Genomic DNA, 19,710 nt, shown 5'->3' with positions numbered 1-19,710 from the left:
GTTGAGCGCTACTGACGTATCACCTCAGGGCGCGGGCCCGCTCACGGCGTCGTCGGTGGCCGCCGCCGATTCGGAAGACGTGGCACGATGGCTCCACAGCACCACTGACGGGCTCACCAGCGCTGAGGCGCAAGAACGTCTGGTTCGACTGGGCCCCAACGCCGTACGCAGCCACAGGGTCAGCGCCTTGGCAATCCTGGTCCGTCAGCTCCGCAGTGCGATCCTGTTGTTGTTGGCCGCCACCGCCGGGTTGTCCTTCTTCCTCGGTGACAGTACCCAGGCGCTCGTCATCGGGGTGATCTTGCTGGCCAGTGTCGGCCTGGGTTTCACCAACGAATACCGAGCCGAGCGGACGGCGGCTCGATTGCATTCCAGCCTGCGTCACAGCGCGGTCGCGTTGCGCGATGGGCACTGGGTCCGGGTTGATGTCACCACACTGGTTCCCGGCGATGTCATCGAGCTCGGGCTGGGAGAGGTGGTGCCGGCCGATGTCAAGCTACTCGCGGCCACTGGCTTGGAATGTAACGAGAGCATCCTCACCGGCGAGTCTGTTCCAGTTGAAAAGCTCTGCACTCCAGTGCATTCGGATATCTCCATCGCTGACCGGGCCGATCTGGCGTTGATGGGCACGGTGGTCACCGCCGGTGAGGGTCGCGGGATGGTCTATGCGACCGGGTCTGCGGCGGAATTCGGGCGCATCGCGGTGGGATTGGGAATGCGCCAGCCCGAGACGGCGTTCCAGTCCGGCTTACGCCGGTTCTCCTACCTCTTACTGTGGGTGGCTTTGACCCTGACCGCGGTCATCCTCGTGTGCAATCTCCTGCTGCATCGGCCGATCATCGAGGCCGTCCTGTTCTCCTTGGCGATTGCCGTAGGCATCACGCCGCAACTCTTACCCGCCGTAGTGAGTACCAGCTTGGCCACCGGTGCCGGTCGGTTGGCCAAACTCAACGTTCTGGTGAAACGGCTGGTGTGTATCGAAGACCTCGGCGATATCGACATTCTGGTCACCGATAAGACCGGCACGCTGACCGAGGGCCGCATCACCTTGATCGATGCGCTGGACACCCAAGGACACAGTTCAGACCGAGTCCTTCAGTTGGGCCTGTTGGCTACTGCCCTGGATCCTGCCAGCGGTGCGGCAGCGTCCAACGCCCTCGATGCCGCACTGTGGGAGTCGCCGCGAGCCCGACGCTGCGCCCCGGCCGAACAACCGTCCGTGGTGGCCACTCTGCCGTTCGACCACACCCGCCGCGCCGCATCGGTTCTCGTCGGCGACGGCGCGGAGCGAACGCTGATCGTCAAGGGAGCCCCCGAACAAGTGCTCGCCCGGTGCGCAGGGATCGGCGACGGGCCGCAGCCCGTCGTGGCGGCGCTGTTCGAGGATGGTCGGCGAGTGGTGGCCGTCGCCAGCAGAGCGGCTGTTGGGCTATCGGGCATCACGGCGGCCGACGAATCCGATCTGACATTGGCTGGCTTCCTCGTGTTCGCTGACGAGCCGAAGGCCGCAGCCCGCGAATCCCTGGTGAAACTGACAGAGCTCGGTATCGAAGTCAAAGTGGCCACCGGCGATAACCCCCAAGTCGCCGAAAAGGTCTGTCAAGAACTCGGTTTGGTGTCGAAGGGAACGGTCACCGGCGCGGAACTGGAGGCCCTCGATCACAGTGCATTCGACGACCGAGTGCAGAACTGCACCATCTTCGCCCGGATCTCACCGGAGCAGAAGGCTCAGCTGATCACGTCAGCCCGTCAGCACGGCCGTGCCGTGGGTTTTTTGGGTGACGGCGTCAACGACGCGCTGGCTCTGCATGCAGCGGACGTCGGAATCTCGGTCGACTGCGCCACCGACGTCGCGAAGGATGCCGCGGACGTGGTCCTGCTCGAGAAAGACCTCGGAGTGCTGGCGACCGGCGTTGCCGAGGGCCGTCGTATCTTCGCCAACACCATTAAGTATGTGCTGATGGGCACTTCCAGCAATTTCGGCAATATGTTCAGTGCCGCAGCCGCTTCGGCGATTCTCACGTTCTTGCCGATGCTGCCCAGCCAGATCCTGCTCAACAATCTGCTCTACGACAGCTCTCAATTGGCGATTCCGACCGATCGAGTCGACGCGGAGCAGTTACATGCCCCGGCGCATTGGAATGTCTCCTTCATCCGGCGCTTCATGCTCACCTTCGGACCGATAAGTTCGTTGTTCGACTTTCTGACTTTCGGCTTGATGCTCGGCGTCCTGCACGCGGGCCCTGTCGAGTTCCGTACCGGTTGGTTCGTGGAATCCCTTGCCACACAGACATTGATCATCTTTGCGGTCCGTACTCGTCGGATTCCTTTTTATCGCAGCAGGCCCGGGGGAGTGTTGGCGGTGTCCACGTTCGTGGTCGTTGCGCTAGGAGTGGCACTGACGCTGTCCCCGCTTGCCGGGATGCTGGGTTTCACCGCTTTGCCGATGTCGTTCTTCGCCGCTCTCGTTGCGATGACGGTGCTGTACCTCGTGCTGGTCGAACTGACGAAGACAGTGTTCTACGCCGATCCGCTGCGACTGCATGGACAGCCGCATCGCGTTCGTGGCATCGAACACCGAATCCACCGGCGGGCAGCACGATTCAGCCATGCGGGCTGAACCTGCACCCACGCTCAACGGTGTCGTGCGACGATCACCGGTATCTGTACAGATTCCACGACAGCGGTGCTCACTGAACCGAGGAGCATTCCGGCGAAACCGCCGCGGCCATGGCTGCCGACCACCACCAGTTGCGCCCTCTCGGACTGGGCCACCAGGTGGCGGGCAGGATCAGCCACCTCGACCAGGCGGTGTACCACCACATCCGGATAGCGTTCTTGCCAGCCGGCCAGCGCCTCGGCCAGTGTTTCCCGTGCGGCTGAACGGAGGACCGAATCCTCGAGGCCTGAGAACAGCGACATGTCATCGTCGCTCCACACATGCACTGCCACCAAATCCACTGCCCGCCTGGATGCTTCGTCGAATGCGATGGACGTCGCCAGCTCAGAAGCGGGTGAGCCGTCCACGCCCAGTAACACCGGTCGTTTCCCGAGCCGGCGCGGCAGCACGCTTTCGCGATGGACGACGGCTACCGGGCAGTGGGCGTGATGGATGACCCCGGAGCTCACCGACCCGAGCAGGCGGCTGGTCCATCCCGTTCGTCCGCGGCTGCCCACCACCAACATGTGCGCGTCCTTGGACAGATCGACCAGTGTGGGAACGGGGTTTCCGCTGCCCCTCTCGCTGTGTATGTCGAGCGGGTCCCCGTCCAGGACGGTGTCGTTGGCGATGTCCACCGCGTCGGCGAGGAGTTCTTCGATGTCTTCCTCCCAGCCGGCAAGCACTTCCTCGGGCACCCGTCCAGCCGGCCACCCCAATGTGGACACCGGGAATGGGATGTCCGCAGCCACGTGGACGACGGTGAGCGGCAGATGACGCATGTGTGCTTCTTGAGCTGCCCAACGGATCGCGGGATGTGCTGACGGTGAACCATTGACCGCCACAACGATCCCTGTAGCGTTTGCCATCGCTGTCCTCCTTGGCTTCGCTTCGTAATACCTCGATCTGACTACGCCGGACGTGGGCGAAGAAGAGCCGGAGGTCACGACCGACGAGGACATTTGGTGATGCTCAGCCAGCCGTGAAGGGTTCGCGCGACAAGGCTCTCGTCACACCGGTCATCGTGGTCGGCGGCAGTGTCGATCCCAGATCATGCCGACCAGCGGCTCCTCGTCGGGGGACCTTCGCCCATAGGATGCCCGCGCCGCGGTCAATAGTGTTGGTCTCGCAGTACTTAACCAACCGAGAGGAGTTGCGCCATGACGCACACGACGAAAGACGTCCCTGCCGGATCGGCCACGAACGAGTTGGCGGACGAGGTGCGCGAGTCGGCCAAGGCCGGCCAACACGCGGCTGGAAAGGCGTTGCGAAAGTTCCACGATGCGGTGGACGCAGCAATGCCTGAATCCGTTCAGCCGCTGCGCAACAAGCTCGTCGACGCGGCGCTCGAGCTCGCCGATGATCTGGTCAAAGCGCAATACAACTTCCATCGCAGCTTGCTCAAGGCGGCTGATCGGGCACTGTCGAAGTCAGACACCGACGACTAGTCGATCACACGCGTGCCGCTGCTCAGTGCTCGAGCGTTCAACGCTCAGTAGTCAGTGGCGCGGCCCAGTGAATGTGGGTGCCGCTGCCGGGTGCGGTGGTGATGGTGCAGGTGCCGCCGACCAATTGGGCGCGGCGCTCGAAATTCGCCAAACCACTGCGCCGCCGGTTGGTTTGATCGATGCCGCACCCGTCGTCGACGACGTCGACTGTCAGGTGGTCGCTTACGTCGACGCCGACACTGAGATGGCTTGCGCCCGAGTGGCGCACGGCGTTGCTGACCGCCTCGATAACAACTGCCAGGGCATGTGCGGCGACGCCCGCCTCCACGATCTGCAGAGGCCCCGACAGGTGTACTGACGTTTCGATGTCACGATCGTCGGTGAGTTCGGTGATGGCGGTCTGGATTCGTTTGCGAAACCCGTCGGCGTCGTGGCTTCGGGATTGCAGCGCAAAGATCGTGGTGCGGATCTCCTCGATCGTCGACTGCAGGTCGTCAATGGTGCGGTCCAGTCGTTTGTTGATGTCCTCGGACCGGCAGCGCGCGATGGTCCCCTGCAGATCCATGCCGGCGGCGAAGAGTCGTTGAATGACGTGGTCGTGCAAGTCATGTGCGATTCGCTCGCGGTCGGCGATCAGCGACATTTCCTGTGCTTGTTCGCGGCTTTCGGCCAATCTCAGTGCGACGGTCGCATGGTCGGCGAAATCTCGCATCAGTTTCAGATGATGTGTGTCGAAGGGAGTTTCGTGCATGTTGCGTGCTACGGCGAGAACGCCGAGCACGGACTGCTGATCGCACAGCGGCATGACGATCGCCGGGCGCTGTCCGACGTCGGTGAAGGCCTGGATGGGATGACGAAACGATTCGGTGATCAGTGGTACCCGGGAGCGGAACACCTCACCGGTCGTTGAGCCTTCGACCGGTATGAGCTGACCGACCACCGTATCGGCCATCAGACCCACTGCTGTGGAGACCACCAGTTCCTCGACGCTGTCGGCCGGGAGGTCTGGATCGCTGGGGACAAGAACGATGCCCTGCTCAGAATGGGTTAGTTCGCAGGCCTTCTCGGCGATCAGGCGCAGTGGCTGCTGCACCGGTTCGGTGTCGGACAATACCGCGGTGGTGATGGCGCGACTCGCTTCGACCCACGTGGCCGCCGAGCGTGCGTTTTCGAACAGCCGGGCGTTGTCGATGGCCACTGCCGCAGCAGACGCCAGCGCGCGCGCAACAGCTTCGTCCGATTCCGAGAATTCCCGCCGCCCCTTCGGCTCGGTCAGGTACAGGCTCCCGAACCCGGTGTCACGGATCGTGATGGGCACACCGAGGAATGCGTGCATCGGCGGATGGTGCTCGGGGAATCCGACCGCGGACGGATGGGCTGTGAGATCGCTGAGCCGTAACGGGGCTGGGTGCTCGAGAAGCACACCGAGAACTCCTTTACCGACCGGCAGGTGGCCGATGGCCTCCGCGGTGGTGTCATCGAGTCCCGAATGCAGGAACGACGCCAGGCTGCCGTCTGGGCTTAGCACCCCTAGGGCGCCGTACGTTGCGCCGGTCAGCTCGATGGCCGCGGTGACGATGCGTCGCAGTGTGGCGTCCAAGTCGAGGTCAGCGGCCAGCCCGACAATGATCCTAAGGAGGTGCTCCATCTGATCCCGTGCGCCGAGCAGTTCGTCGAGCTGGGCGTGCATGCTGCCGACCAACGCGCGTCGCCCGAGAGCTGCGAAGGCTGAACCGTCATCGGCTTCCATGTGCCGGGCCCTCCAGCTCAGGAATTAGAGAAGGCGCCAATGCTACGGGACGGCGTGGCCAGGGGGAAGACACCGAAAGCTCCGGCGAAAGTCATGGCGAAGCTACGGGAGAGGCGAAGCTAGGGGAGAAGGGTTGGCCGCGTGTAGTCAGCGGACGGCTGGTCGAGCTTGGCGGCGAACACTGCCGCCTGGGCGCGACGCTCCATTCCGAGTTTGCCGAGAAGTCGTGATACGTAGTTCTTGATGGTCTTCTCCGACAGACACATTCGATCGCCGATTTGCTGGTTGGTGAGCCCCTCGCCCAGCAGCCCGAGTAGGACCCGTTCCTGGTCGGTGAGGCTCGACAGGGGACCTGACTGGTCGGCCGTGCTGCGCAGCTTCGCCATCAGTGCCGACGCCGCCCGGTTGTCGAGCAGCGAGTGGCCCGCTCCCACATCCTTGATGGCTTTGGCCAATTCCATGCCCCTGATGTCCTTGACGACGTATCCGCTCGCTCCGGCGAGGATGGCGTCCAGCATCGCCTCGTTCGACGTGAACGACGTCAACATCAAACACCGAAGATCCGGCAGGCGTGCCAATAGCTCGCGACACAGTTCGACGCCGTTGCCGTCCGGCAGTTGGACATCGAGAACTGCGACGTCAGGTCGCAGTGCGGGTATTCGTGCCAACGCTTCCGACACGGATGCGGCTTCGCCGACGACCTCCAGGTCGGGATCGGCACTGAGCAACTCGATGAGGCCGCGACGGACCACCTCATGATCGTCCACAAGGACAACGGTCACCATGGTTCCTCCAGATGTTCGACTCGGTCACAGCGGTCTCATCGGTTCGCAGATCAGCACCGAGCAGTCGGTCCCGTGAAGGGCCAGCGAGCAAGGCGGCCCGACCAGTTCGGCGATTCCGTGTGGGCGCCGACGGCTGACGATCACCAGTTGAATGGTGCGGGCGTGCTCCGCCAGATAGGCGGGCAAGCTGCCGTGCACGGCCATCGGGGTCACGTCACGCTGAGGACGACTGTGCCCCGATCGCGCCAACCGCCTGGTGAGGGCGGCGGTCAGGACCCGGTTCTGCTCGGCGACAGCACCGGCGCCGTTCCGGCTGTCGGCCTCCGTTCGCCACGTGGAGATCGCCACGAGGGGTGCGTGGCGAAGCTGCGCCTCCTCGATTCCGCGCTGCAGCACGACATCGCTTTCGGCCGATGCATCGATCTCGACGACGACGGCTTTGTTACGGATCACCGGATCGAATCCTCGGATGATCGCTACCGGACCATGTGAGTTGTTGGCCAGGGCGAGGGCCGTCGAACCGAGACGGACGCCCGTCGCCGTGCCGATCCCGATCGCCCCGATGCAGGTCATCTCCGCCGCGCGGCTGGCTTCCAGGAGCATGTCCACGGGCCGGCCCTGCATGATCTCGATCTCGACCTTGACGGGCTTGTCCGTCGATTCGATGGCGATCAGCGCCATCCGGACCGCGGTGTCGGCGACGGCCAAGTCCCGCGCCGCGTCCTCGGGTGTTGCTCCAGGACGGGGGTGTATCGCGTAGACCAGGCGCAATGGGATATCCCGTAGGACTGCCTCATCGATTGCCCATAGCGCCGCGGTCAGCGCGTCGCGTGAACCGTCGATCCCGACGACCACCGATGGCCGCGGTACCGCGCCGTCATTCATGGCACACCTCAGCTCTGCTGATGCCCCCTACCTGAGGGTATGGCCGGTCTGCCAGCGGCATCAGTGCCGAAGGTCCCTGTTCATGACTGCGTTGGTCCTGCGCATCAGCTCCGCTGTGAGAGTGCAGATTCCAGCATGAGGCGCCGCTCGGCGGCAGCGACGATGTGGCGGGCTTGGTCGATAGCGTCGGGATTGACCGAGATAGACGTAATGCCCATCCGCACAAGATATTCGGCGAACGCTGGCTTGGTGGAGGGCGCCTGGCCGCAGAGTGAGGACGTGATCCCCAGGCGGCGGGCAGTGGAAACGATGCGGCTGATCGCATCGAGCACCGCTGCGTCGGACTCGTCGAAGAGCTCTGCGCAGACTTCTGAATCGCGGTCGACACCAAGCATGAGCTGAGTCAGATCGTTGCTGCCGATGGACACGCCATCGATGCCCATGCCCACGTATTCGGGGAGCCAGTGCACCACGGATGGTACCTCTGCCATCACCCAACGGTGCAGCCCGCGCTGACGGCCCAGTGGGCTGGCATCGACCAGCGAAAGGCATTGCTCCAGTTCCCATTTGGTGCGGACGAACGGAATCATCAAATGCAGATTGGGGTTCTGCTCGCGAACTCGGGCGAGCGCCCGCAGCTCGAGGGCGAATACCTCGGGTTCTTTGATGTACCGGTAGCAACCGCGGTAGCCGATCATCGGATTGTGCTCGACGGGCTCATAGCTGACGCCCCCGTCGAGGTCTCGGAACTCGTTGGTGCGAAAGTCGGTCGCACGGTAGACGACCGGCCGCGGTGCGAAGGCCGCGGCAATTCGTCCCACCGCGGCCGCGAGCGCGTCTACGAGGGTCTCCTGTTCGCCCCGTGCGATCAGGTCGCGGGGATGCCGATTGTGCAGCGCATCGGTCAGGATGAACTCCGCGCGCAGCAGACCCACCCCGTCGACATCTTGGGCGGCAATCCGTTCCGCGCTCTCCGGCATTGCCAGGTTGACGTAGATCTTGGTGCCGGTGGCCTCCCGCACAACCGGGGGAGCGCTGGCGACCGGTTCCAGGCGGGGTGTTTTCAGCGCCCCGCTCGCCGGCTGTGCAGCCAGTACCCGGCCGTGCGTGCCGTCAACGGTCACGAGGCTGCCTTCAGGCAGGTCGGTTGTCGCCGTGCGGGTGCCGACGATGCAGGGCACGCCCAGTTCGCGCGCGACAATGGCCGCGTGGCAGGTCATCCCGCCGGTGTCGGTCACCAACGCTGCGGCACGGCGCAACGTGGGCAGCCAATCCGGGTTGGTCATCGGGGCCACCAGCACTTCGCCGTCCAGCAACTTGGCGCCCTCCTCGGGTGTCCGAAGCACACGAACAACGCCGGTGGCCTGGCCCGGTGCGGCGGCCAGACCACGCGCCAGCACCGAATCAGCCTCGGCCGCAACAGCATGAGGCAAGGTGGTGATGGGTCGGGTTTGGACCATCCAGATCTGGTTTTCGCCGATCGCCCACTCGGTGTCTTGCGGGCACCCACTGTGCCGTTCGCTGGCGATGGCGAGCGCGACGATGTCACGGAGCTCGTCGTCGGTGAGGACCCTCGACTGTGCATCGGCATCCGTCAACGGGATCTGCTCGTCGTGGCCGTCTTGGCCGCGGACGATTTTGAAGGATTTGTATCCCATTCGCATCGACAGTATTTCGCCGGTGTCCTTCGCGACGACGTAAGTGTCCGGTTCGACTGATCCCGATACCACCGCCTCGCCCTGGCCGAACGCGCCCTCGACGACGACACAGTCGGCTGCGCCCGTGCTGGGGTCGGCGGTGAACGCGACGCCGGCGCGCTCCACGTCGATCATGCGTTGCACGACGACAGCCATTGCCGGGTCTGCGGTGAACGTGCGGCTCGCCCGGTAGGTCACCACCCGCGGGCTGAACAGTGATGCCCAGCAGTGCTCCACCGCATCGAGGAGCTGCTGCTCGCCGGTGACATTGGTAAAGGTGGCGTTCATGCCGGCGAATGACGCGTCGCGGCCGTCTTCGCCGGTTGCCGAGGAGCGAACCGCCACCACGACGTCCGCTCCCATTCGGCGGTAGGCGGCAAGCACGGCATCCCGGACGTCGTCGGACATGCCGCCTTTGGCCACGAGGGCCTGCATCCGCTCGCACCTGTCGGTTAGTTCATCGGACGCATCGGTATGCGCCGTGGCGGAGCGGTGGCACGAGTTCAGCTCGTCCTCGACACCACCCGCCCGCATGGAGTCCAGGTAGCAGCTACGCAGCAGGACGAAGCCGGGAGGAACCGGCAGACCGGCAGCGACCATCTCGCCGAGGTTGGCTCCCTTGCCGCCGGCCTCGTCGGAATCGGCCAGGCTGAGGTTCGCGATGTCCTCGACGTATTGACTCGGCATGGGTCATCTCCTTCGATCGCGACCTCAAACGCCCATAGCGCAGATATTTTGGGCCTCGGCCAGGGATTTCTCTCGGGGTCCGCTGGTGTCGATGAAGTGCGCACCCTCCCATGTCACGCCAGCACGATCTGCCACGGCGGTGGCGATCTCCGGCGTCACCTGCGAGGTGGTCGCGCCACGGCTGGCGATCCGGGCGAGGGCAGCATCCTGCGATGTGACGCAGGCGAATTCGGTCAGCACTGCGGCGGCTTCAGAGGCCAGACAGCGGGCCGCGTCGCGATGCCGGGGGTCACCCCAGGTGCCGTCGAGGACGACGCTGCGGCCCTCGCAGAGCATCAGGTGGGCCCGGCGCAATACGGTTGCGTAGACGGCGTCCACCTTTTCCGCGGTGTAGAGACCCTCGCCGAGGATCCCGGGCGTACCAGATATTTCGTTGAGCCGAACCATCTCTGCGCGGGTGTCGTCGGTCGAGACCACTCGTGCGTCGATAGCCTCGGCCAGGGAGTGGGACAGCGTCGATTTGCCGGTGCCGGGGGCCCCACCTACCAGGATCAGACGCACCGCACCGGCCTGTAGGTGCCGGCGTGCGATCTCGAGATGACGGCGTGCGTCATCGGCGGCGCCGGTGACGCCCTGGCTGTGCCGTACGCAATCGACCTTCGCCCGAACGACCGCGCGATAGGCGATGTAGAAGGCGGACAGGGAGGCGGGCGCGTTCTCGCCGGACAGTTGGCTGTATGTGCGCAGAAATGCCGATGCGAGATCGGGCCGGCCGAGGAACTCGAGATCCATGGCCAAGAAGGCGGCATCGTCGATGACGTCGACGTAGCGCAGCTGGTCGTCGAACTCCAGGCAGTCCAACAGTGCGGGACCGTCCTCGAGGCAGAAGATGTCGTCGGCAAGCAGGTCGCCGTGACCGTCGACGATCTTTCGCTCACTGATCCGGCGCGCGAAGAGCACCGATCGTCCGGTGATGAAATCGGTTGACAGTTTCGCGATCTCGGCGACCAGTTCGGGATCGACGCCGGGTACCACACCGGCGGCGTAGCGCGCCAACTCCGTGAGGTTCTCGTGCCAGCGTGTGGTGATCGCGTCGATCCTGCCCGCGGCGTCGACCTCACGACCCCGGGAAGCCGATGCGTGGAAACGTGACAGCACGATCGCGATGTCCGTCAGCGCGTCCTCGACCGCCTCGCCGCGGCGCACCATTGTTGCCAATCGTCGCTCGTCTGGATGGCGCCGCATCACGATGACGGGCTCGGATTCGCCGCCGGGCGACGTGAAGTGCGCAACGCCGAGATAGCTGCTGGGCGCCAGGCGGCTGTTGAGGGCGACCTCGTGGGCGCACGCGTATTCGCGGCGCTCCGGCGTGGAAAAATCGAGAAAGTCGGTGACGACAGGTTTTTTGATCTTGAATGCCCTCTCGCCGGCGAGGAACACCATCCCAGTGTGGGTTTCGACGATCTGCGGCGCGGATGCGGTGCGCGGTCTGGATCCCATGGTGCTGATCCTGGTCCGGCATGTGACCGGCGGAAAGCGGCAATACGGCCGCGGCCCGGAGGTTGAAGGTCCTCGCCGCCAGGGCCCAAAGCCCCCCCAGAACCGTTCCGCCCGAAGTGACTTCTGGCACCTCTCATCAGCGGGCACCAGTCCTAGGGTCGAGCCGAGAAGAGAAAGCGGTGGTGACCATGTCGACGCCCGATCCTCAGGTCATTGCGGACGCCGTGGAGTTGGCGTGCCGCGCTCCGTCCGTGCACAACAGCCAGCCCTGGCACTGGGTCGCCGACGATCGGTCGCTGAAGCTGTTCTTGGCAACCCATCGGGTACCGCACGCCACCGATGTCACCGGCCGAGAAGCGGTCATCAGCTGTGGCGCAGTGCTCGACCATCTGCGCGTCGCCATGGCCGCGGCCGGTTGGCGGGCGAGCATGTCCCGATTTCCCAACCCCAATGACCCCAGCCACTTGGCGACCGTCGAATTCAGCCCGGCGAGCTTCGTGACCGAGGCTGACCGCGACCGAGCCGATGCGATCCTGACGCGTCGTACCGACCGGCTGCCGTTCGCCGCGCCGCCGGACTGGGGCGCCTTCGAGGCGGTGTTACGCACCACGATCGACAGTGAGCAGGCCATCCTGCACGTGCTGCCCGCATCGGTGCGCCCCCAGCTGGCCGAGGCCTCCCGACTCACCGAGTCACTGCGACGGTACGACAGCGCGTATCACGCTGAGCTGCAGTGGTGGACCGCCGACTACGAGGTTTCCGAAGGAGTGCCGCTGAGCAATCTGGTGTCGGTTGCCGAGCGGGAGCGGCTCGATGTCGCGCGCGTCTTTCCCGCCGGTGAACAGTCCGACCGGCGACCGGAAATCCAGCACGACCAGTCCGCAATCGTGGTGTTGTCCACCTGGGGAGACACCCGGCGGGATGCACTGGGCTGCGGCGAGGTGCTTTCCGAGGTATTGCTGGAGGCGACTCTGGCTGGGCTGGCCACCTGCACGTTGACCCATATGACCGAGCTCGAGGCCAGCCGCGAGGTTGTCCGGGAACTGACTGGCGCGCAGGACTGTCCGCAGGTGCTGATCCGTATCGGCTCGTTGCCACCGCCTGCGCAAACCCCTCCGGCCACCCCGCGCCGACCACTGGCCGACGTGCTCGACGTCCGCCGCTGACAGCCGTATCCGATCCGACCCTCGGAGGTCCAGTTGATCGTCACGCTCACCATGAATCCAGCACTGGACATCACAGTCGACGCCGACGAGGTTCGGCCGACCGACAAGATCCGTTGCCGTGCAGACAGATACGACGCAGGAGGGGGCGGAGTCAACGTCGCCCGATTCGCCCATGCGCTTGGTGCGTCGGCCACAGCTGTGCTCACTGTCGGTGGGCCGACCGGAGCGCACCTGCTGGAACTCATGGATGCCGCGACAGTTTCCACTGAGCCCGTCGCGGTGCGGGGTGTGACGAGGCAGAGCTTCACCGTCAACGAGAGTTCGACAGGGCGGCAGTTCCGCTTCGTTCTGCCCGGACCGCTGCTGTCCGACGACGACCAGGCGCGCTGTCTGAGCCTTGTCGACCACGCTGCGACACAAGCCGAATTCATCGTGGCGAGCGGCAGCCTACCGCCCGGTGTGCCGGCCGACTTCTACCAGCGGGTCGCCGACATCTGTCAACGGCGACACGTCCGGTTGATTCTCGATACCTCCGGTTGCGGTCTGAGGCACATCAATTCGGGCGTGTACTTGCTGAAGCCGAGCCTGCGCGAACTTCAGGAGTGCGTTGGCCGTCAGCTTCGTACTCAATCCGAGCAGGCGGCCGCCGCGCGCGAGCTCATCGAGCGTGGAGTCGCCGACGTGATCGTCGTATCCCTCGGCGCTCAGGGGGCCCTGCTGGTGACATCGGAAGAAGCCCGGTGGTTCAGCGCCGTCGAGGCCAACGCCGTCAGCGGGGTGGGCGCAGGAGACGCGATGGTGGCGGGGATCGTGGTGGGATTGCAGCGGGGGTGGGCGCTGGACGCCGCCGTGCGGTACGGCATCGCCGCCGCCACCGCCAAGCTTCAGACGCCGGGCACAGCGGCCTTCGCCCTCGACGAGGTCGATCGCTTCTACGATCAGGTCGCGAGATCCACGGTGGTGGCGCCTGAACCCCTCGGAGCGCTCACGTGTCAGACGGCACGGGCGGAATGACGCAGGAGATCTACCTGACGTGAATGGTGCACCCAGAGGCCAGGCGCTGGACGCGTCCTCGACAGCTGACTTCGATCTCGGGTGCGCCGGTCGGGTCGGCGATGACGTCTGCCTCCCGTCCACTGATGACAAGGTGCAGCCGGTGACCCCGATACCACAGTGAACAACGCAGCGGGCCCGCGGTTTCGGGCCACATCGGCCCGAGCACCAACCTTTCACCGCGCGTTTCCAGCCCCGTGAAGCACCGCTGCAGTAGGTCGATGCTGCCCGCCATCGCCGCCAGGTGGATCCCTTCCGTCGTCGAGCCACCCTGCACGTCGGCGATGTCGGCGCTGAGTACTTGCTGGAAATACCGCACGGCTTGATCACGATTGGCGCGAGCGGTGACCCAGGAGTGGACGACCGCGCTCAAGGTTGACCCGTGGGAGGTCCTGGCGGAGTAATAGTTGATGGTGTCCGGAATCTGATACGGCCGAAACTCGTAGCCCAACCGGGTGAACAGCTCCCTGAGTTCGTCGGCCGACAACAGGTAGAACAGCATGAGCACGTCGGCCTGCTTGCTGGCCTTGTAGCGGTTGACATCATCGTTCTCCGCTTCCAAGATGCGGTCGAGCCTGCCGATATCGCCATAACGCCGGCGGTAGGCGTCCCAGTCGAGTTCCTCCAGTAGCTCGTACCCCTGGAACTGGCTGATCACCCCATGATGGAAAGGAACGAACATGTGCCTGCTCACCGAATCCCAGTGTGCGAGTTCGGACTCCGATAGGCGAAGTCGATCGAGCAGGTCTAGACGGTCGGGTAGGGGCAGGGTCGCGAGGACCTCGAAGGCGCGCACGATCACCCACACCGCCATCACATTGGTGTAGGCGTTGTTGTTGATCCCCTCATGTGGCCGATCCGGATAACCGGAATGAAATTCGTCAGGCCCGATGACGCCGTCGATCACATACCGTCCATGGTTGCTGTCGTATCGCGCGCGGCTGGCCCAGAATCGGGCTATCTCCACGACAATCTCGGCACCCTGGTCGATCAGGTACTGACGGTCGCCGGTGACCTGGTAGTACTGCCAGATGTTGTAAGCCACAGCCGAACCGATGTGCTGGGCCAGGTGGCTGCCGTCGGGGTTCCACCTCCCCGAGAGCGGATTGAGATGCAGTTGCTGGCTCTCTTCGCGGCCGTCGCTGCCGGATTGCCATGGGTACATCGCCCCGGCATAGCCCGCGATACTCGCCGCTCGGCGGGCCTGCGGAAGGCGCCGGCTGCGGTAACCGAGCAGTGACCGCGAAACCTGTGGCAGCCGCAAGGTGAGCAACGGCACGATGAACAGTTCGTCCCAGAAGATGTGCCCTCGATAGGCCTCTCCGTGTAGGCCACGTGCGGGCACTCCCGCGTCAACTTCGGCGGTGTAACCCGAGAGCGACTGCAGCAGGTGCGTGATATGCAGGCGCAGAACGGTTTCGGAGTCGACAAAGCCGGCTGCTGAGAAATCGAATTTCTGCCATAGCTGTGCCCAGATATTGCGGTGGTCGTCGAACAGATCTGAGTACCGGCCGAGCGTGCCGAGAAGGTCTTGGGCGGCGTCGGAGGGAACCGATATTGCGCGGTCGCGACCGGTGAAGACGACTGCCACCTTCTCCACGGTGAGCGACTCGCCGATCTGCATTGCAGTGGTGATGCGGTGTCCAGCGGTCGCCGGCTCATCGTCGAACACGAACGTAGCCGCGACGGCCTGATCGCCGTGCCAGAGGCTGGTGCGGGTTGCCACCGCGATGGGCACCAGGGACTGGACGGTTTGCGCGTCGACCAGGACCGCGCCCTCGCTCAATTCGCTGATCCGGATACTGCCGAGGTGCTGGGCCGAGAGCCGTTGGTACCGCGGGACGCCACTGTTGGTGACGGTGGTATCGACACCGGATCGCAGTTCGACAGAGCCTGACCAGTTTTCGGCATGGATTGTCATGTGCAGTGCGCAGACATGAGGATCGCGCATCGAGGCGAATCGGCGCTGGGTCACGGAGGTGCAGCGCCCCTCGGCGTCGCGGAAGCGCAGCTCGCGGACGCACTCCGCCGGCTGGAATTCGATGGTCTGCCGATAGGACAGCAGTTCAACGTCGTCGACCTCGAACCACGATCCGCTGTCGATGCGGAAGGTGAGGGGAAGCCAGTTGGGGAGGTTGACAAGGCTCTCGTTGCTGACGGACACGTTGTCGACGACGTCGGTCAACCGGTTGTAGACGCCGGCGGCGTACGTGCCGGGGTAGTGGGCGGGACCATTGACGGCCTCGGGTGCGGCCGCACGGGTCACGAGGTAGCCGTTTCCGACGGCGCACAACACCTCCCGCAGGCGCTCGGACTCGGGGCGGTAGTCATCGAAGACAAGTCTCCAACCGTCGGCTTCCTGGCGAATCAGGATGAGTTGCTCGGCCAGGTGTTCAAGAAATTGGGCGACCTCGTGGGGCGAGTCGAGAGTGAAATGTGCTGCGGTACTGCGGGTGCCAGTCTCGCTGCTCCGCACAAGGACGCCGATGCCGTCATGTCGGACAACGCCCAGTGCGTCTTCATCGGTCAGATCGTCACCGATATAGATCGGCACAAGACCTTCGGGACGGTTGAGGCAGCTGATGATCCAGTTGGTCGCGTCGCCCTTGTCCCACTTGCCCTCTGGCAGCAGTTCGATGACCTTTCGGCCGTGGCAGACGCGAAGCTGGTGACGTCGGCCCACGGACTCCACCGCAGAGACGATCTCTGATACCCGGCCCGCGGCCACCATCCGGTAGTGCACCGCCACCGCAAGCTGTTTGTTCTCGATCAGCATGCCGGGGATTGCGTCCAGAAGCGGGCCCAGGTCGGCGACGGCGTTCTGGACACGGGGAATCGCATCGTCGGCGGGCTGATGGCGGTGTGCTTCGCCCTCCGGTCCTACCAGTTCCGTGCCGTGCGATCCGGCGTACCACAACCCGGCGATACCCACCCTGCTTCGGATGTCGGCCAGGGCGCGGCCGCTGATGACCGCGACCGGGCACACCTCACTCAATGCGCGCAATGCTTGTGCGGCACCGGGAACCAATGTGGCTGTGGTCGGGTCGTCGACGATGTCGGAAAGCGTGCCGTCGAAGTCAAGAAAGACAGCGGGACAGCGACCGTCGAGTACCGAGTCGATCTGAGCAAGACTCTGTAGCGCGCCGGGTAGCTTCGAACTCTGTCGGTGACCGATGTGTTCACCCCACACCACCGAGTCGGCGGACGCCACAATGTCGGCCCTTCCCAGGGGCATCGTCGCCCCGAATGACGGTCTATGTTGTCGCGCCGAAGTCGGTGCGGCTAGGGACCAATGTCATTCACCGGTGTGCTCGAGTCCACAGTTCGGCGTGGTTTGGCGATTCATCGACGAAAGGCCCTTATCGAGCGGCAGCCATCCTCATTAGCGTCAGACGATGGCCTGGCAAGAGAAGGATTCTCGCTCAATCGGTGCCGTTGTCGTGGGAGTGGACGATTCCCCGTGGGCCCTCAACGCGGTCAGGTGGGCGGCGTCGGAGGCGGTGAACCGCGATGTCGTGTTGCGGCTGGTGCACGTGATTCCGCCGGCGAAACCCGGGCGGGATGCCCGACGGTGCGACACCACGGTGCTTGACGCGGCAGACGCCGCACGACAGGCACGCGAAACGGTGCGGGTGGAAACGGCGTGCATCGCTGGGTCGCCCGAGAAGGTACTCGATGAGGAATCGTGCCACGCCGAAATGGTCTGCATTGGTGCCCGTCCCTTGCGGTTGTGTGCGGGCCGGCTGATCGGTGCGACGGCGGCTCACCTCGCCGCCCATGCCCGGTGCCCGGTGGCGATCATCCGCAGCGCCGAGGACGGTAGCCCGCGCACCCAAGGCGTGGTGTCCGTTGTGCTGACCGACGACGCTGACAACGATGAGGTCGTGGGTTTGGCCATGCGCGAGGGACGATTGCGTAAAGCCACTGTCCGCCAGATTGATCGGCGTCTCAACAGCTGGATTCGCCGTTTCCCGGACGTCCACGTCGAGACGGTAGCCGCTGGCACCGCATCGATGTTTCCGTCCGATGAGTCAGATCACGTCGGGCTCGCCGTCGTCGGACCCTCTGACGCGGCCGGTATCGCCTCACTCGACGTGCCGAATTGTCATCCAATTCTGGGCTACCCCGATTGTTCGGTTCTTCTGGTACGACACTGACGACCCTGATACCCCTTGCTGGGGACCAAGGGCATCGATCTGGGTGCCGTCGATTACGACCTTTGTCACTTCTCGACGGGGTTCAGGCGGCGCATGGTTACAGCAGCCGTGCCCGCTGTCAGCAGCACTGCCTACACGAAGGAGCTCTCCGGTGACGACCGCAGCCACATATTCTCCTCTGACGCAACAGCTTCTGGCCGCGCGCGGTCCGTTTGCCTCGGTCTTCTACGACGATTCCCACGACACTCCCGATGCGGAGGCCCGCCTCGAGGTGACTCGACGAGACATCGCGCGCGAACTCGCGGAAAACGGTGCCCCCCAGGCACTCATCACCTCGGTCGGGGAAGCGATGACACGGCGGACTGGCAAGGAAGCGAGTGGTCGAGGCTTGATCGTCGCCACCAGCGGGGTGGCGGTCGACGAGCCGCTGTTTTCACCGCCGGTCACCTCCCTCGCCCGAGTCTCAGACATTCCCTACCTCATTCCGCTGCTCGACTATGGGGCACTACACGGCCCGTACGTGGTGGTGGCCGTCGACCAGGTCGGTGCCGAATTCACTCGGTTCCACGGCAAATCAACCTCCTCTGAAACGGTTGAGGCCGGCGGATATCCGGTGCACAAGGCCGCCGCGGCCGGTCTCAATGCCTGGGGCGACCAGCAACATCGGGTAGAGGAGGTCGTGCGGAAAAACCTCCGTGCGGTCGCCGGTCATCTGACACACGAGATCGACTCGCGCCCAGCCGAGTTCGTCGTCCTCATCGGGCAAGATCGGGCACGGGCCGAGTTGGCCGCGATGCTGCCAGAACGGGTTGCCAAGCTTGTGGTGCAGCCAGGTGTAGGTGCTCGCCACACGGGCGTCGACGAAGCCGTCGACAGTGCCATAACGCGCGAACTCGCCAACAGGCGCAGCAGTGAGAGCTATCGGGTAGCCGAGGAATATCGAGCCGAAGCCGGCCGTGAATCGGGGTTGGCCGTCGAGGGTCTCGAGCTGGTGACCGCGGCACTGCGCGAATACGCGGTAGCCACCCTGATCGTCGGTGGCATGACCGATCGCACGGTGCTTGCCGGCGATGATCTGACGGTCGTCGCACCCGATGCAGATACGCTCTCGAATTTCGGTGTTGCCCCTACGCGGACGCTGCGTGCCGACGAAGCAGTGCCCTACTCGGCCTTGTCATCCGGGGCCGGCCTCGTCCACGCTCCCGACGATCTGCGATTGGCTGACGGTATCGGAGCCCTGTTGCGTTTCGCACTGCCCGGTTACTGACGAACTCCCGCCGAATCGGCGTCGCTTATCGAGCCCCCGTGAGCAGGCTGAGCATTGCGCCGATGTCACGCGTCGGTAGAACGGCGTCGGCGCAGCCGGTAGCGATGGCGTGGGTGGGCATCTCGGGGGCTCGTGCTTCCTGCGGATCTTGGACGATCACCAGACCTCCGCAGAGCTTCACGGCGCGGCACCCCTGAGATCCGTCGGAGAGCGGGCCGGTAAGGATGACGGCGATGGTCGGCCCAAGGGCGGCGGAGCTTTCCAGCAGGCGGTCGCCTGGCCTGTTGTTCCATTCGACGTTCCCGAATGACCAGCATCCTCGGGCATCGATGGCGACCATGGTGTGGCCTGGCATGACCGTGATACCCGGCTGGGATGCCGGCGCACCCTGGACTGCAACGCAGACATCGACATTCGTGTAGTGCTCCAGAATTTTGACCAGCGCATCGGGCGTGCGCGCTGATGCCTTGCGGTGCAGGACCACACTGATCGGCAGATCCCACTCGTCGTTGAGTCCGCTCACCAACCCGATCAACGCCTGGATGCCGCCGGTCGACGCGACAACGACGACGCGTTTCCACCCTCGCCCCGGCGTGGCCAGCTGATGTTCGTGAATAGCAGCTGTTGTCACCATGATTCACAGGATTGCGAGGTGG

At 64.5% G+C, this 19,710-nt stretch carries 14 protein-coding genes; 6 read left to right on the top strand and 8 right to left on the bottom strand.

Features of this window, described 5'->3' with window-relative positions; all coding sequences use genetic code 11:
* The first annotated feature begins 1 nt into the window (after position 1).
* Positions 2-2,620 (top strand): magnesium-translocating P-type ATPase, encoded by a 2,619-nt coding sequence (gene mgtA, locus EV580_RS02650; protein WP_133689594.1) that lies wholly within the window; start codon positions 2-4, stop codon positions 2,618-2,620.
* 14 nt (positions 2,621-2,634) lie between these two features.
* On the opposite strand, the gene EV580_RS02645 is transcribed toward mgtA, so the two are convergent.
* Entirely contained in the window at positions 2,635-3,528 is an 894-nt protein-coding gene (locus tag EV580_RS02645; RefSeq protein WP_133689593.1) for a universal stress protein, read from the bottom strand.
* A gap of 291 nt (positions 3,529-3,819) precedes the next feature.
* On the opposite strand from EV580_RS02645, the gene EV580_RS02640 reads away from it, so the two are divergent.
* Positions 3,820-4,107: a hypothetical protein gene (locus EV580_RS02640; RefSeq protein ID WP_133689592.1), complete on the top strand. Its 288-nt coding sequence runs from the start codon at positions 3,820-3,822 to the stop codon at positions 4,105-4,107.
* 37 nt (positions 4,108-4,144) lie between these two features.
* Here the strand turns inward: EV580_RS02640 and EV580_RS02635 are convergent, their stop codons facing one another.
* From EV580_RS02635 to EV580_RS02615, 5 genes are all read right to left on the bottom strand, one after another.
* Complete coding sequence (locus EV580_RS02635) at positions 4,145-5,797, bottom strand: sensor histidine kinase (RefSeq protein WP_255497128.1); 1,653 nt, start codon at positions 5,795-5,797, stop codon at positions 4,145-4,147.
* 179 nt (positions 5,798-5,976) lie between these two features.
* Positions 5,977-6,642 (bottom strand): response regulator transcription factor, encoded by a 666-nt coding sequence (locus tag EV580_RS02630; RefSeq protein ID WP_133689590.1) that lies wholly within the window; start codon positions 6,640-6,642, stop codon positions 5,977-5,979.
* 24 nt (positions 6,643-6,666) lie between these two features.
* A complete protein-coding gene (locus EV580_RS02625; protein WP_133689589.1) occupies positions 6,667-7,527 on the bottom strand; it encodes a universal stress protein in 861 nt (286 codons plus the stop codon).
* 104 nt (positions 7,528-7,631) lie between these two features.
* Positions 7,632-9,911 carry a phosphoenolpyruvate synthase gene (gene ppsA / locus EV580_RS02620; protein ID WP_133689588.1) on the bottom strand — a complete coding sequence of 760 codons (2,280 nt, stop codon included), beginning with the start codon at positions 9,909-9,911 and terminating at the stop codon, positions 7,632-7,634.
* Between the two features lie 24 nt (positions 9,912-9,935).
* A complete protein-coding gene (locus EV580_RS02615; protein ID WP_133689587.1) occupies positions 9,936-11,411 on the bottom strand; it encodes a bifunctional aminoglycoside phosphotransferase/ATP-binding protein in 1,476 nt (491 codons plus the stop codon).
* A gap of 188 nt (positions 11,412-11,599) precedes the next feature.
* On the opposite strand from EV580_RS02615, the gene EV580_RS02610 reads away from it, so the two are divergent.
* Both EV580_RS02610 and EV580_RS02605 read left to right on the top strand, forming a co-directional pair.
* The gene (locus EV580_RS02610) at positions 11,600-12,577 is read left to right on the top strand and encodes an Acg family FMN-binding oxidoreductase (RefSeq protein WP_133689586.1); all 978 of its coding nucleotides are present in this window, start codon (positions 11,600-11,602) and stop codon (positions 12,575-12,577) included.
* 51 nt (positions 12,578-12,628) lie between these two features.
* Positions 12,629-13,591 (top strand): 1-phosphofructokinase family hexose kinase, encoded by a 963-nt coding sequence (locus EV580_RS02605; RefSeq protein ID WP_133690996.1) that lies wholly within the window; start codon positions 12,629-12,631, stop codon positions 13,589-13,591.
* A 10-nt stretch (positions 13,592-13,601) separates the two neighbouring features.
* Here EV580_RS02605 and otsB read toward each other — a convergent pair whose 3' ends face one another.
* Entirely contained in the window at positions 13,602-16,865 is a 3,264-nt protein-coding gene (otsB, locus tag EV580_RS02600; protein WP_133689585.1) for a trehalose-phosphatase, read from the bottom strand.
* Between the two features lie 160 nt (positions 16,866-17,025).
* Here otsB and EV580_RS02595 point away from each other — a divergent pair, with 160 nt between their 5' ends.
* Together EV580_RS02595 and EV580_RS02590 are read left to right on the top strand one after the other, a co-directional pair.
* On the top strand, positions 17,026-17,787 hold the full coding sequence (locus tag EV580_RS02595; protein ID WP_133689584.1) for a universal stress protein: 762 nt from the start codon (positions 17,026-17,028) through the stop codon (positions 17,785-17,787).
* 151 nt (positions 17,788-17,938) lie between these two features.
* Positions 17,939-19,054, top strand: a complete 1,116-nt coding sequence (locus tag EV580_RS02590) for an Rv2629 family ribosome hibernation factor (protein WP_166654567.1) — start codon at positions 17,939-17,941, stop codon at positions 19,052-19,054.
* 25 nt (positions 19,055-19,079) lie between these two features.
* On the opposite strand, the gene EV580_RS02585 is transcribed toward EV580_RS02590, so the two are convergent.
* Positions 19,080-19,688, bottom strand: coding sequence for a chemotaxis protein CheB (locus tag EV580_RS02585; protein ID WP_133689582.1), 609 nt, complete (start codon positions 19,686-19,688; stop codon positions 19,080-19,082).
* Positions 19,689-19,710 lie beyond the last annotated feature (22 nt).

It is taken from the genome of Mycobacterium sp. BK086 (assembly GCA_004362315.1).
In the GTDB taxonomy this organism is placed as follows: domain Bacteria; phylum Actinomycetota; class Actinomycetes; order Mycobacteriales; family Mycobacteriaceae; genus Mycobacterium.
The sequence above is the reverse complement of the archived record's forward strand: the minus strand, read 5'-3'. Positions and strand labels throughout refer to the sequence as shown.